The 13,136-nt window shown below is 60.2% G+C and carries 13 protein-coding genes; 2 read left to right on the forward strand and 11 right to left on the reverse strand.

The window, feature by feature from the left end:
• Window positions 1–76: 76 nt before the first annotated feature.
• The 7 genes from BD293_RS10165 to BD293_RS10195 form a co-directional block, all read right to left on the reverse strand.
• Window positions 77–877, reverse strand: a complete 801-nt coding sequence (locus tag BD293_RS10165) for an ABC transporter permease subunit (RefSeq protein ID WP_142081380.1) — start codon at window positions 875–877, stop codon at window positions 77–79.
• A complete protein-coding gene (locus tag BD293_RS10170) occupies window positions 877–1,767 on the reverse strand; it encodes an ABC transporter permease subunit (protein WP_211841066.1) in 891 nt (296 codons plus the stop codon). Before BD293_RS10170 ends, BD293_RS10165 begins: the two co-directional genes overlap by 1 nt.
• Window positions 1,768–1,820: 53 nt before the next feature.
• Entirely contained in the window at window positions 1,821–2,954 is a 1,134-nt protein-coding gene (locus BD293_RS10175; protein WP_142081385.1) for an ABC transporter ATP-binding protein, read from the reverse strand.
• A 64-nt stretch (window positions 2,955–3,018) separates the two neighbouring features.
• On the reverse strand, window positions 3,019–4,128 hold the full coding sequence (locus BD293_RS10180) for a polyamine ABC transporter substrate-binding protein (protein ID WP_142081387.1): 1,110 nt from the start codon (window positions 4,126–4,128) through the stop codon (window positions 3,019–3,021).
• 191 nt (window positions 4,129–4,319) lie between these two features.
• Window positions 4,320–5,306: an NAD(P)H-quinone oxidoreductase gene (locus tag BD293_RS10185; protein ID WP_170207195.1), complete on the reverse strand. Its 987-nt coding sequence runs from the start codon at window positions 5,304–5,306 to the stop codon at window positions 4,320–4,322.
• A 92-nt stretch (window positions 5,307–5,398) separates the two neighbouring features.
• Window positions 5,399–6,262 (reverse strand): branched-chain amino acid aminotransferase, encoded by an 864-nt coding sequence (locus tag BD293_RS10190; protein ID WP_142081391.1) that lies wholly within the window; start codon window positions 6,260–6,262, stop codon window positions 5,399–5,401.
• Between the two features lie 61 nt (window positions 6,263–6,323).
• On the reverse strand, window positions 6,324–7,019 hold the full coding sequence (locus BD293_RS10195; protein ID WP_142081393.1) for a COQ9 family protein: 696 nt from the start codon (window positions 7,017–7,019) through the stop codon (window positions 6,324–6,326).
• A 108-nt stretch (window positions 7,020–7,127) separates the two neighbouring features.
• On the opposite strand from BD293_RS10195, the gene rpsU reads away from it, so the two are divergent.
• Window positions 7,128–7,334, forward strand: coding sequence for a 30S ribosomal protein S21 (rpsU, locus tag BD293_RS10200; RefSeq protein WP_071470372.1), 207 nt, complete (start codon window positions 7,128–7,130; stop codon window positions 7,332–7,334).
• A gap of 132 nt (window positions 7,335–7,466) precedes the next feature.
• Here rpsU and BD293_RS10205 read toward each other — a convergent pair whose 3' ends face one another.
• The 4 genes from BD293_RS10205 to betI form a co-directional block, all read right to left on the reverse strand.
• Window positions 7,467–8,129, reverse strand: a complete 663-nt coding sequence (locus BD293_RS10205) for a thermonuclease family protein (RefSeq protein WP_170207103.1) — start codon at window positions 8,127–8,129, stop codon at window positions 7,467–7,469.
• Window positions 8,130–8,248: 119 nt separating this feature from the next.
• The gene (gene betA, locus BD293_RS10210; protein WP_142081397.1) at window positions 8,249–9,892 is read right to left on the reverse strand and encodes a choline dehydrogenase; all 1,644 of its coding nucleotides are present in this window, start codon (window positions 9,890–9,892) and stop codon (window positions 8,249–8,251) included.
• A 151-nt stretch (window positions 9,893–10,043) separates the two neighbouring features.
• On the reverse strand, window positions 10,044–11,495 hold the full coding sequence (gene betB, locus BD293_RS10215) for a betaine-aldehyde dehydrogenase (protein ID WP_142081399.1): 1,452 nt from the start codon (window positions 11,493–11,495) through the stop codon (window positions 10,044–10,046).
• The gene (gene betI, locus BD293_RS10220) at window positions 11,492–12,076 is read right to left on the reverse strand and encodes a choline-binding transcriptional repressor BetI (protein ID WP_142081401.1); all 585 of its coding nucleotides are present in this window, start codon (window positions 12,074–12,076) and stop codon (window positions 11,492–11,494) included. The genes betB and betI overlap by 4 nt, the downstream gene beginning before the upstream one ends.
• A 104-nt stretch (window positions 12,077–12,180) precedes the next feature.
• Here betI and choX point away from each other — a divergent pair, with 104 nt between their 5' ends.
• The gene (choX, locus tag BD293_RS10225; protein ID WP_142081403.1) at window positions 12,181–13,104 is read left to right on the forward strand and encodes a choline ABC transporter substrate-binding protein; all 924 of its coding nucleotides are present in this window, start codon (window positions 12,181–12,183) and stop codon (window positions 13,102–13,104) included.
• The last annotated feature ends 32 nt before the right edge of the window (window positions 13,105–13,136 follow it).

Genomic DNA, 13,136 nt, shown 5'->3' on the forward strand with positions numbered 1-13,136 from the left:
CTAACAGGTATTATACATCAGGTTAAGTTTCTTTTACTGATGCTTACCATCAGTAATTATTATTACGCGAGTCACCTTATCCCCCTTGGCGCAATGCCCGCCGCATCAACCAGCCCGCGATCAGAACAGCGATCAGCACAAAGCCGATGATGATGGTTGCCAGCGCGTTAATATCGGGGCTGACCCCAAGGCGCACTTTCGAGAAGATCACCATAGGCAAGGTCGAGGCACCGGGGCCGGACACGAAACTTGCAATGACCAGATCATCCAGCGACAGGGTAAAGGCTAACAGCCACCCCGCCACAAGCGCAGGCGTTATGACCGGTAGCGTGATGTCAAAGAACACCCGTACCGGCCCCGCCCCCAGATCGCGCGCGGCTTCTTCCAACGACTCGTCCATGCTGCGCAAGCGCGACTGCGCAATCACAGCGACGAAGGCTGCGCAAAACGTCGTATGTGCAATGATGATCGTGGTCAGGCCGCGCCCTGCGGGCCAGCCCAGTGACAACTCCATCGAGACGAACAACAACAGCAGAGACAGGCCGGTAATCACCTCTGGCATCACCAGCGGCGCGGTAATCATGCCGGTCAGCAACAACCGCCCCGTAAACGTGCTGAACCGCGTCAGCACAAATGCGCCCAGCGTGCCGATGATTGTGGCCAGCGTGGCGCTGGCAAAGGCGACCTGAAGGCTGATCCATGCCGAGCCGAGTATCTGGCGGTCGCGCAGCAACTCGCCATACCAGCGCGTTGAAAACCCGCCCCAGACCGTGACAAGGCGGCTTTCATTGAAGGAAAACACCACCAACGAGATGATCGGCGCATAAAGGAACACAAAGCCGACCACGACAGCCATAGGCAGGAACCACCCACGCATCAGCGCTCCTCCCGCCGGTTCTGGACCGATTGCAGCCACATGATTGGCGCAACCACCAGCACCAGCATCACGATAGCCACCGCAGAGGCCACAGGCCAATCGCGGCTGGAGAAGAACTCATCCCACAACACCCGCCCGATCATCAGCGTATTCGGCCCGCCCAGAAGTGCGGGAATGACATATTCACCAATGGCAGGAATAAACACCAGCATAGACCCCGCGACGATACCGGGCAGCGACAGTGGCAATGTTACCGTGAAGAATGTCACTGTGGGTGACGCGCCAAGATCGCTCGCCGCTTCCAGCAAAGCGCCGTCCAGCTTGGTCAGGTTCGCATAGAGCGGCAGGATCATGAAGGGCAGATACGTATAGACGATCCCGATATACACCGCGAAATCGGTCTGCATCATCTGGATAGGGCTGTCGATCAGTCCCAGCGACATCAGCGTGTTGTTGATCACCCCGTTCGAGCGCAAAAACCCCATCCACGCATAGACCCGCAGCAGAAAACTGGTCCAGAACGGCAAGATCACCATCAGCAGCAGGATCGAGCGTTTCGGCTCTGGCGCGCGGGCAATGTAATAGGCAATCGGATAGCCGATCAGCAGCGCGAATATGGTCGAGACAAACGCCACTCGGATCGACGACAGATAGGCGTTGCGATACAGCGCGTCCGTCATCAGAAAGCGGTAATTCTCTAGGCTGGCGATGATCTGCAACGACCCGTCTGGCCCGCGCTCGAATAAGGGCGTGTAGGGCGGGCGGGCGATCAGCGCCTCGGCCAGTGAGATACGGCCCAAAACAAAAAACGGTGCCAGAAAAAACACGCCCAGCCACAGCATCGGAATGGCAATCACCAATGTGCGCCCACTAAGCCCCAACTTGCCCATCACCCATGCAGTGCCGCGCCATGGCGCCGATCGGGTCAAGGCATTGCCAGCGCTCATCGGGTCAGCACCCGAAATGCAGATGGCTGAACCGAAATCCAGACTTTTTCATCCCATGAAATCGGGTCTTCGTCGCGCAGGCGGTTCGACTGGCTGGCACGGATCAGGACACCATTCTCCAGCCGGATGCGATACTGCGACATATGGCCGATATAGCCCATTTCCTCGACCACGCCGTGCCAGACATTCGGGGTATTTTCGGGCTTGATCCGCGACAGCGCAAAGCGTTCGGGCCGCACAGCGCCCCAGACCTTTTGCGCCCGCGTCAGCCCCCCTTGCGGCGGCAACAGCACAGCGCCCAATTCCTGCGTTTCAATGCGCATCATATCAGGGGCGACCGCATCGACCTTGCCCTCGAACAGGTTTACCGAACCGATGAAATCCGCAACGAAGCGTGAATTTGGCGTCTCGTAAATCTCGCGCGGCTCGCCAATCTGCTCGATGCCGCCGTCTTTCATCACGCCGATGCGGGTGGCCAAAGTCATCGCCTCGTCCTGATCATGCGTGACGACAATGAATGTCACACCCAGCGTTTCCTGAATCTTGATCAATTCGAACTGCGTTTCCTCGCGCAGCTTTTTGTCCAGCGCACCAAGGGGTTCATCCAGCAACAACAGCTTGGGCCGCTTGACCAGCGCGCGCGCCAACGCCACCCGCTGGCGCTGGCCGCCTGACAACTGGTCCGGCTTGCGCCGCGCCAGCTTCTCCAGCTTGACCATGCGCAGCATCTCGCCCGCACGGTGATAGGCTTCGGATTTCTTCAACCCTTCGCGCAACAGCCCATAGGCCACATTTTTCTCGACACTCATATGCGGAAACAGCGCGTAGGATTGAAACATCATATTGGTGGGGCGGCGGTCAGGGGGCACGCGGGCCATATCCTCGCCATCAATAGTCATCGTCCCGCTTGTCGGCTGCTCGAACCCTGCCAACATGCGCAACAATGTGGATTTGCCACACCCGGATTCGCCCAGCAGGCAAAACAATTCACCCTGATAAATGTCGAGGTCAATATTGGAGACGGCAGTGAAATCACCAAAGCTCTTGGTGACCCCGCGTACCGAAATAAAGGGCCGCGCGCCCTCACGTCGCCAGGGCCTTGTATCGGCTGCGATAGCTGACTGTGGCATAAGACCCCGTCTTGGCAAAGTGAAATGCCCCTGCCCACCCCTTGGGGGCAGAGGCTGCGTACATTTACTGACCGGTGCGGACCCGTGTCCACAGGCGCGTCGCGGTGCGGTCTGTGCGGCTGTCATAGCTGACCCCTGTAAACAGGGTTTCCGTCACCTCCGGGGTCGGGAAAATGGCAGGGTCGGTGAAGATTTCCTCATCAACCAAGTCCCATGAGGCGGCATTGGCATTGGGGAACCAGACATAATTCGTGATCGCTGCGCTGATCTCGGGGCGCATGATGAAATCTATGAAGGCATGCGCGTTTTCAGGATTGGGTGCATCTGCGGGATTACCCATCATGTCAAACCACTGCATCGCGCCCTCGCGGGGGATGGCATACCAGACATTCACGCCCTGCCCCGCTTCCTCGGCCCGCTCTGCGGCTTGCAACACGTCACCCGACCACCCGACTGCAACACAGGTTTCGCCATTGGCCAGATCAGAGATATACTGCGAAGAATGGAAATAGCGCACATGTTCGCGCGCGGCCTGCATCATATCGCTCGCTGCCTCGAAATCTGCGGCATCGGTGGATTGCGGGTCCAGCCCCATATAGGCAAAGGCGGCCGGAAACATGTCAGTCGGCGAATCAAGCCACGAAATGCCGCAATCGGCCAGTTGCGCGGCGATTTCCGGGTCAAAGATCATCGCCCAGGTATCGACCTCGAAATCTTCGCCCAGGCGTTCCGCCACCATGTCGATGTTATAGCCAATGCCGGTCGTGCCCCACATATAGATGGTCGCATGCTCGTTGCCGGGATCATGCGCGCCCGCAGCGGCCATAAGGTCGGGGTCCATATTCTCCATATTCGGCAGCAAGTCACGGTTCAGCGGCTGATACACGCCTGCGCCAATCTGGCGTTGCAGAAATGTTCCCGTTGGAACCACCACATCAAACCCCGATGACCCCGCCAGCAAGCGCGCCTCCAGCGTGTCGTTGCTGTCATAGACGTCGTAATTGACGGTGATCCCCGTCTCCTCGGTAAACTGCTCCAGCACTTCATCGGTGATGTAATCGGACCAGTTGAACACATTGACAGTTTCGGCCGCAGCCATGCTGCCCTGCAACGCAAGCGCGGCCCCCGCAGCGATCGCAACCCGATAGATTTGCTGTCCTGATGTATCTGACATGTTCATCTCCCTGTTGGACAGTCAGGCGCAGGCGGTCTTCGGCCCGTGCCATGACTGGCATGTGTTATTTCATGCATCTCACAAGAAAAGTGGGGGGGTTGGCAACCCCGTTTTAGGCGATTGCGCCAAAACTTGATCAAATTATGCAAGGGCACCCCAAAATAGATGCAGATGCTCCCTATCTGGCCACCTCAGCCCTCGATTCGCAGCACGATTTTGCCAATATGCGCCGAGCTTTCCATCCGCGCATGTGCAAGGCGCGCATCATTCAGCGCGAATTCACTGTCCATCACCGGCGCCAGTCGCCCTGCCGCCAGCAGCGGCCAGACCTCGCTCTCCAACTGCGCGGCGATCGCCGCTTTGGCCGCATCCGATTGTGGCCGCAACGTAGAGCCGGTGATCGTCAGCCGGCGCATCATCAAAGGGGCAAAATTCACGGTAACTTTAGGGCCTTGCAAAAAGGCAATCTGCACCAGCCGCCCATCCACCGCCAGGGCGCGCAGATTTCGCGGCAGATACTCGCCGCCGACCATATCCAGAATCAGGTTCGCCCCACCCTCTTTCTTCAGGATTTCAACAAAATCCGCGTCGCGGTAATTGATCGCCTGCTCTGCCCCCAGCTGCACACAGGCTGCACATTTCTCGTCCGAGCCCGCGGTTGCAAACACCCGCGCGCCGAAGACATGCGCCAACTGGATTGCGGTCGTGCCAATGCCCGAAGATCCGCCATGCACCAAAAACCGCTCGCCTGCCTGCAAGCCCCCGCGCATGAAGACATTGGACCAGACCGTAAAAAATGTCTCGGGCAGGCAGGCCGCTTCGCGCAGCCCCATTCCTTCCGGCACAGGCAGCACCTGCCCCGCATCCGTCAATGCATGCTCGGCATAAGCGCCGCCCGGAAACAACGCACATACCTTGTCCCCGACGCTCCAACGCGTCACGCCTGCCCCAAGGGCCGCAATGGTGCCCGCGCCTTCCAGTCCGGGCAGATCGCTGGCACCGGCGGGTGGGTCATACGCGCCTGCGCGTTGCAGCGCATCAGGCCGGTTAACCCCGGCATAGGCCATGCGGATCACCACCTGCCCCGCCCCTGGCACAGGCACAGGCCGGCTCACCTCACGCAGAACATCCGGCCCCCCCGGTTCTGATATCTCGATTGCACGCATTGTATCGGGCAAGTCCATGGGTCATCCTCCAGCTTCATTTTCTTGCCCGAAATACTCCGGGGGTGAATGGCGCGGGTTTCCGCGCCAGAGGGGGCAGCGCCCCCTTATGCCCGATGTGACAGCGCGTAATCCCAATACAGTTCGCGCGCCCGCAGCCCCATGCGTGGGGTGCCCAATTCGCGCTCCAGATAGCGTGTCACGGGCATCACTTTTGCAATATTGCCGGTCACAAAAATCTCTGACGCCTGCTGAAAATCCTCCAGCGTCAGGCTGGTCTCGACCACGTCTACCCCGTCTGCGCGCAACAGCGCGATCACGCGTTGGCGGGTGATACCATTGAGGAACATGCCATTGGGAACCGGCGTCAGCACCACCCCGTCGCGCACCATAAACACATTGGTCGAGGCCGTCTCGGCCACATGCCCGTCCACATCCAGCGACAACGCGTTGGAATAGCCCCGCTTACGCGCCTCTGCCATGATGCGCGCGTTGTTGGCATAGAGTGATCCTGCTTTGGCTTCGGTCAGCGCCATATCGGGGCGCGGGCGGCAAAATGGCGAAACGGTCAGCGAAAACGCGCCTGGTGCGGGCATTTCCAGCGCCTCGATGCAGATTGCAAAGCCGGTACTGTCGGGCAGGGCGTCGATAATTCCGGGACTGGATTCGCGCGACCACATCATCGGGCGCAGATACAACTCCGCATCGGGCGCAAACTTGGCGCAGCCCTCTTCCATCAATCCTTGAACGGTTGCCGCATCGACAGGTGCCACCATGCCCATCGCCTCGGCGGACCGGATGATGCGGGCGGCGTGCAGGTCCAGATCAGGGCGCACCCCTTCAAACTGCCGCGCCCCATCGAACACTTGCGAGCCAAGCCATGCGGCATGATCGGCCGCCCCGATGATCGGCGCGTTGCCTTTATGCCATTGGCCATCCACCCATGTGACGATGTCCTTGCCGACTGCCATGTTCCGCCCTCTCCCGCCCGGTACCTCTTGGGCGGCAAACTGCGTCGCAATCGCGCGGGCGTCAACCCTGTTGCGTGGGTGGCGGGCTGACATGGCCCGGCAGGTCGGATTGCGGCCCGCGTGCCGGTGCCTTTATGCACGACAGAATCGCCTTTGGCCCTGCAAGGGCCGCGCGCAGCAGCGGGTTCTTCTCGGCAGCGCCTTTGACGCGTTCGAATTGCATGACCCCGTCAATCCGCCGATCCAGAAAATTCCATGTCGCTTGCGCATTCGGGCTGTCATCGCCCAACCAATACAGCACCGTCGAGGAATAGACCCCCGCAAGCGTGGCCCGTTTGGTATACCAGTTGTAATCGGTCGAGCTGTCCCCGAGCGTGTTCCAGATCAGATCAGCAGTTCCCCAGATGACGCGCGCGCCATCCGGTGCATAGGGGGGCAGCGCAAACAGCGCGGCCCCGCGCCGGACCAGTTCACGATCTTCTGCCGCCTCGATCCGCGTGCGCACAGCAAATGCGATGCGATCCCGAAACCGCAAATGGCTTATATCCTCGGCTGCCAGCTTTGCAGCCATTTGCGCATCGCCGCGCCGGTGATAGGCCAGCGCCAGATCGACACCGCCACGCGGGAACAAAGCTCGCGCCGTGGCGATATCCATACCGGAATCATTCGCGGCGGCCTTCAGGGCTTCATCACTCCAGCCATCGAAAGGAACATGCAAAAGGGCTGCATCAAGCAAGATATCAATCTGGTCACGCATGGCATTTCTCCGTTTCAGCGTGCGGGTGGACATAGCGCACAGGTTTTGCTAGACGACCCACTCCTGCACTTGAACGTAACTCTAACTTGGAAAGGTGGTGAAAACCACATGCAGGTATCCGTTCGTGACAACAATGTCGATCAGGCCCTTCGTGCGCTGAAGAAGAAACTCCAGCGTGAAGGTGTGTTTCGTGAAATGAAGCTCAAGCAGCATTTCGAGAAGCCCTCCGAGAAGAAAGCCCGCGAGAAAGCCGAAGCGATCCGCCGTGCGCGCAAACTGGCGCGCAAGAAAGCGCAGCGCGAAAACGGCCTCTGAACCGGCATACGCTCTGAGATGGAGCTTACGCCCCGTTTTGGAAACAGCAACCCCCGAAGGCCTCGCCTGCGGGGGTTTTTGTTTGGATTTCAGATGGTCGTTTCAGGACCGCTCACAGTATAGCGCAACCCATCACCGCAGCGCGCGCCGCCAGCCCGCAGCCTGCGCTTGGTCTTCTGTGCAAAACCAGCGTGTTTCACTGCCGCGCATCGTGACCTGATCGTAATGGCGCTGCCCCGGCAGATGGTAGATCCGACCGTTCGACGACACATTGCCTTTTATGGCGCAGTCGGGCGCAGGCGGCACCACTGGCGCCACGTGCTGCGCAGAAGCGGTTGACGCCGCGCAAAACCCCGCCACAGGATTAAGCGGCCCTGAAAATACACCTGCCCGCGCCTTCACTGCGCGCTGCTCTGCGTTCAGATAGGTCTGTTCCTGCCCTTGCTCACGCGCAAAGCGCAAACACACCCGCGCCACGCCAGCTTCGATCAGGTCAACGGCGATATCACGGCCATCCAGATAGCAGCGCCCGACAACGCGGTCGTAACTCCGCTGGCCCAGATCGACACATCGCAGCTTGTGCCCTGCCAACATCGCCTTCGCTGCTTCTTTCGCCCAAGACCCGCAAGGCCATTTCTGCCCAAAGGCATCCTGACACTGCTCGCGCATCTCGGGTGCATCAATGCCCCCAAGCCGAATACGCTGGCCCGCAACTTCCAGCGTATCGCCATCAATGATGCGCGGCGCGCCCGCTATTTCAGGCTGCGCCGCCCAAAGGGGTAGCGCAACAAGCATGGCAACGAAAAGCGAACAAATCCTTAACATGGGTGAAGTCATGCCGCATGTGACGCAACCACGTCAAAGGGTTTGTTAACTTTTATGAACGCAATGCGCAGAGTAACTGCACCTGTCCCTCAGCGTTGCGCATTTGCCCAATCCGGATGCATCCAAGGCTCCTGATTGCCCGCAGGCAGGCTTCGGCCCAGCATATGATCTGCGATCTTCTCGCCCACCATGATTGAGGGCGCATTCAGATTGCCATTTGTGATACGCGGAAAGACCGAACTGTCGGCCACACGCAGCCCCTCGACCCCGATCACACGGCCATGCGGGTCGACCACCGCCATCGGGTCGCTGGCCCGCCCCATTTTGGCCGTCCCACACGGGTGATAAGCGCTCTCGACATGCGCGCGGATAAAGTCATCAAGCGCGGCATCGTCCTGCACATCTGCCCCAGGCTGTATTTCCTTGCGCAAAAACGGATGAAACGCCGCCTGCCCCATGATCTCGCGCGTCAGGCGGATGCAGGTGCGGAATTCCTCCCAATCCTGTGGATCGCTCATATAGTTGAAACAGATGCGTGGCGCGTCTTGTGCATTGGCGGACCGCAGCTTGACCCAGCCCCGGCTTTTGGACCGCATCGGCCCGACATGCGTTTGAAACCCATGCCCTTCCGCCACGGCCTTGCCATCATAGCGCACGGCGATGGGCAGGAAATGATATTGAATGTCTGGATAGCTGATGCCCGCGCGCGAGCGGATGAAAGCACAAGCCTCAAACTGGTTCGAGGCACCCGGCCCCTTGCGCGCAAACAGCCATTGCGCGCCCACCCATGCCTTTCCGGGCAGGTTCCAGTATTTATAAAGCGTGATTGGCAGGCTTGCGGAATATTGCAGATACAATTCCAGATGGTCCTGCAAATTCTGCCCCACGCCAGCGCGATCCGCGCGCAGCGCAATCCCATGCTCGGCCAGATGCGCGGCAGGTCCGATCCCCGACAGCATCAGCAGTTTCGGTGTGTTGATGCTAGAGGCCGCCAGCACCACTTCCGCCCGCGCCCGAATTTCGCGCCCGTCCTGCAAGGCCACGCCACAGGCACGGTTATCCGCATCAAACAGCACCCGCGCGACATCGCCGCGCACCAGCTTTGCGCGCCCTGTGGCCAAAGCAGGGCGCAGATAGGCGCGGGCTGCCGACCAGCGCTGGCCCTGCCAGATCGTGGCCTCCATCGCGCCAAACCCCTCTTGCTGCGCGCCGTTATAATCTTCGGTTACCGGATAGCCTGCCTGCCGCCCCGCTTCGATAAAGGCATCAAAGAGCGGGTTCTCGCGCGCACCACGGCTGATATGCACTGGCCCGCCCTGCCCGCGCCAGTCCGACCCGTCGCCGCCATGCCAGTCTTCCATACGCTTGAAGTACGGCAGCACATCCGCATAGCGCCAGCCATCCGCACCGCTATCGGCCCAATGGTCATAATCCTGTGCATGGCCACGCACATAGACCATACCATTGATGCTGGATGACCCCCCGACGACGCGCCCGCGCGGACAGGCCAGAACGCGGCCGCCCAGATACGGCTCCGGCTCGGTCTGAAAGCCCCAATCATAGCGGCGCATATTCATCGGGTAGGACAACGCACCCGGCATCTGAATGAACGGCCCCGCATCGCTGCCGCCTGCCTCAATCACCAGCACCGAATGCCCTGCCTCGGCCAAACGATAGGCCGCAGCAGAGCCGCCAGAGCCTGCACCAACGACAATGTAATCTGCTTCTGTCATGTCGATTCCTTACGCGTTGATGCCGCTGTGCCACCAAGGATTTCGCCCCGTGTTCGGGGGCCGGGCGCGCGGGCCGAATGGCCCGCCAAATGCATGTCTTCGCGCCCCTTGGCGCGGCAATTTGGTCAGACCCGGTCAGCCGGGCGCATCATCAATAGGGGGCATCCACATCGCCCAGCCCCAGATAGACCGACTTGATCCGTGTATAATGCTCCAGCGCGGCATGACCGTTTTCGCGGCCCACGCCACTGGCCTTGACCCCGCCAAAGGGCATTTCTACTGGCGTCAGGTTATAGGCGTTGATCCAGCAGGTGCCTGCCTGCAACTGGCTCACAACCCGGTGCCCCCGCATGATGTCGCGCGTGAAAACGCCTGCGGCCAGCCCGTATTCGGTGGCATTGGCTCGCGCGATGACATCGGCCTCATCATCGAAATCCAGCACGGTCATTACCGGGCCAAAAATCTCTTCGCGCGCAATCACCATCTCATCGGTCACATCGGCGAAGACTGTGGGCTGCACATAACACCCCGTTGTGCCCACACGCGCACCGCCGCAAACCAGCCGCGCGCCCTCTGCGTTACCTTGATCGATATAGCCCAGCACTTTGCTAAGTTGTCCGTCCGAGACCAGCGGCCCCATCTGCGTGGCCTCGTCCAGCGGATCGCCCAGCACGATGGCCCCCGCGCGTGCGGCCAGCTTGTCCAGAAACGCGGCCTTGATGCTGCGATGCACAAAGACCCGCGTCCCGTTTGAACAGATTTGCCCGGCAGAATAGAAATTCGCCAGCATCGCGGCACCCACAGCATTATCGAGATCGGCATCGTCAAATATGATCAAGGGCGATTTGCCACCCAGCTCCATCGTGGCGGATTTGATCCCTTGTGCGGCGCTGGCATAGACCTTGCGCCCAGTTGGAACCGACCCTGTCAGCGACACTTTGGCCACAAGCGGATCGGTCACAAGCTGTGCGCCCACCTCGCCCATCCCCTGCACCACGTTGAACAGACCATCCGGCAGGCCCGCCTCTTGCAGGATTTCTGCCAGGGCCAGCGCAGACAAGGGTGTCACTTCCGAGGGTTTGAACACCATCGCATTGCCAAAGGCCAGCGCAGGGGCCGCTTTCCAGCACGCGATCTGCATGGGGTAGTTCCACGCCCCGATGCCCACACAAACGCCCAACGCCTCGCGCAAAGTATAAGCCATGTCGCGGCCCAGCGGGATCGTCTGCCCCGTCACAGTTGCCGCAAAGCCCGCGAAATATTCCAGCGCATCCGCCCCCGAGGCCGCATCGGCCACCAGCGTTTCCTGCAACGGCTTGCCTGTATCCAACGTCTCAAGGACGGACAGGTCATGATTGCGCGCGCGCAGAATATCTGCCGCGCGGCGCAACACGCGCCCCCGCTCAACCGGCGGGCGCGCGGCCCACGCATGCTGCGCATCGGCCGCTGCCGCCAAGGCCTGATCGATCACCGCAGGCGTGGCGGCATGAAGCTGTGCCACAACCTCACCAGTGGCAGGGAAAATGCTTTCAAACGCTGCGCCTGCCCGGTCCTCGATCCATGCGCCTGCAATGAAATGGCTGGCTTTTGGTTGTGCTCTCATGTCTTGCCTCCTGCAATCGCGGCCTCGATCCAGTCTTGCACCCGCTGTGCGGCGCGCGCGCCATCAGGCTCACCTGTGCCCAGCGCTTCGTGCAGATAGACCCCGTCAATCATCGCGGCCGCCCCATCGGCCAGGTCATTCGCGCCGGGTCCTGCAAGGGGGCGCAGGGCGTGGCGCAGGTTCGAGCGCAGACGCGCCTGATAGATGCGCAACAAGCGCGCCGCCTCTTGGTTGCGCTGCGCCATGACGTAGAAATTCAGCCATGCCGCCACCACTTCCCGCCGGAAATTTGTGCCGGTGAACGACACGCGTACCAGTGCGCGCAAACGCCCTTGCGGGTTTTCTGCGGCCACAAGCGCGCCCCGTATCTCTGCACCATAGAGGGCCAGCACATGCCGCATGGCCGCCAGAAACATCTGTTCCTTCGACCCGAAATAGTGATGCGCGAGCGCCGATGACATGCCCGCACGCTTTGCAATCCGGCTGACCGTCACATCAAGCGAACCGGTCTGCCCGATCTCGACAATCGCGGCCTTGATCAATGCGTCGCGCCTGATAGGCTCCATCCCGAGCTTTGGCATATGTCATTCCTGCAACTTGCATGTCAGTTTTCCGTTGCATTATGACTAGCCGATTGTTTATTGATTGGTCAATCAAGAAAAACACCACAACCGGGAGAGATACCATGACCCTTCGTCTGACGACCCTTGCAACCGCTGCGACAATCGCCGCCGCCCCTGCATTCGCCGAATGCACCTCTGTCACATTTTCGGATGTCGGCTGGACCGACATCACTGCCACCACGGCCGCAGCTACCACGCTGCTGGACGCGCTTGGCTATGAAACCAACACGCTGGTGCTGTCGGTGCCTGTGACTTACACTTCTATGGCGAATGGCGATATTGATGTGTTCCTTGGCAACTGGATGCCCACAATGGAAGCCGACATCGCCCCATACCGTGAGGCAGGATCGGTTGACACTGTGCGCCGCAACCTCGAAGGCGCAAAATACACGCTGGCCACAAATGTGCACGGTGCGGCTTTGGGCATTGCCGATTTCGCCGACATTGCCACGAATGCCGAAGCGCTTGAAAACCGCATCTACGGGATCGAGCCGGGCAATGACGGCAACCGCCTGATCCTTGATATGATCGAGGATGACGCCTTTGGCTTGGGCGGGTTTACTGTGGTCGAAAGCTCTGAGCAGGGAATGCTGGCACAAGTTGCGCGCGCAGACCGGCGCGGCGAACCCGTTGTCTTTCTGGGGTGGGAACCGCACCCAATGAATGCAAGTTTCGACATGACCTATCTGGAAGGCGGCGATGACTGGTTTGGCCCCGATTTCGGTGGCGCCGAAGTCTATACCAATACCCGCGCAGGTCTGGTCGAAGAATGCCCCAATCTGGGCGTGTTCCTCAACAATCTGGAATTCACGCTAGAGATGGAAAACGAGATTATGGCCGCCATCCTGAATGACGGGACAGAGCCCGAAGCCGCCGCCCGTGCATGGCTCTCGGCAAATCGTGACGCGATCGGTCCTTGGCTGAACGGTGTCACAACCCTCGACGGTGGTGACGCGCATGACGCCGTCATGGCCGCACTGGACTGATAGACCGAAACCCGACAGGCCCCGGAACCCCA

Origin of the sequence: Roseinatronobacter monicus, from assembly GCF_006716865.1 — a bacterium.
Classification (GTDB): domain Bacteria; phylum Pseudomonadota; class Alphaproteobacteria; order Rhodobacterales; family Rhodobacteraceae; genus Roseinatronobacter; species Roseinatronobacter monicus.

Coding starts and splice junctions, on each gene's coding strand:
- BD293_RS10165 (WP_142081380.1), bottom strand. CDS start 877: ATGCGTGGGTGGTTCCTGCCTATGGCTGTCGTGGTCGGCTTTGTGTTC.
- BD293_RS10170 (WP_211841066.1), bottom strand. CDS start 1,767: ATGGGCAAGTTGGGGCTTAGTGGGCGCACATTGGTGATTGCCATTCCG.
- BD293_RS10175 (WP_142081385.1), bottom strand. CDS start 2,954: ATGCCACAGTCAGCTATCGCAGCCGATACAAGGCCCTGGCGACGTGAG.
- BD293_RS10180 (WP_142081387.1), bottom strand. CDS start 4,128: ATGTCAGATACATCAGGACAGCAAATCTATCGGGTTGCGATCGCTGCG.
- BD293_RS10190 (WP_142081391.1), bottom strand. CDS start 6,262: ATGGCAGTCGGCAAGGACATCGTCACATGGGTGGATGGCCAATGGCAT.
- BD293_RS10195 (WP_142081393.1), bottom strand. CDS start 7,019: ATGCGTGACCAGATTGATATCTTGCTTGATGCAGCCCTTTTGCATGTT.
- rpsU (WP_071470372.1), top strand. CDS start 7,128: ATGCAGGTATCCGTTCGTGACAACAATGTCGATCAGGCCCTTCGTGCG.
- BD293_RS10205 (WP_170207103.1), bottom strand. CDS start 8,129: ATGCTTGTTGCGCTACCCCTTTGGGCGGCGCAGCCTGAAATAGCGGGC.
- betA (WP_142081397.1), bottom strand. CDS start 9,892: ATGACAGAAGCAGATTACATTGTCGTTGGTGCAGGCTCTGGCGGCTCT.
- betB (WP_142081399.1), bottom strand. CDS start 11,495: ATGAGAGCACAACCAAAAGCCAGCCATTTCATTGCAGGCGCATGGATC.
- betI (WP_142081401.1), bottom strand. CDS start 12,076: ATGCCAAAGCTCGGGATGGAGCCTATCAGGCGCGACGCATTGATCAAG.
- choX (WP_142081403.1), top strand. CDS start 12,181: ATGACCCTTCGTCTGACGACCCTTGCAACCGCTGCGACAATCGCCGCC.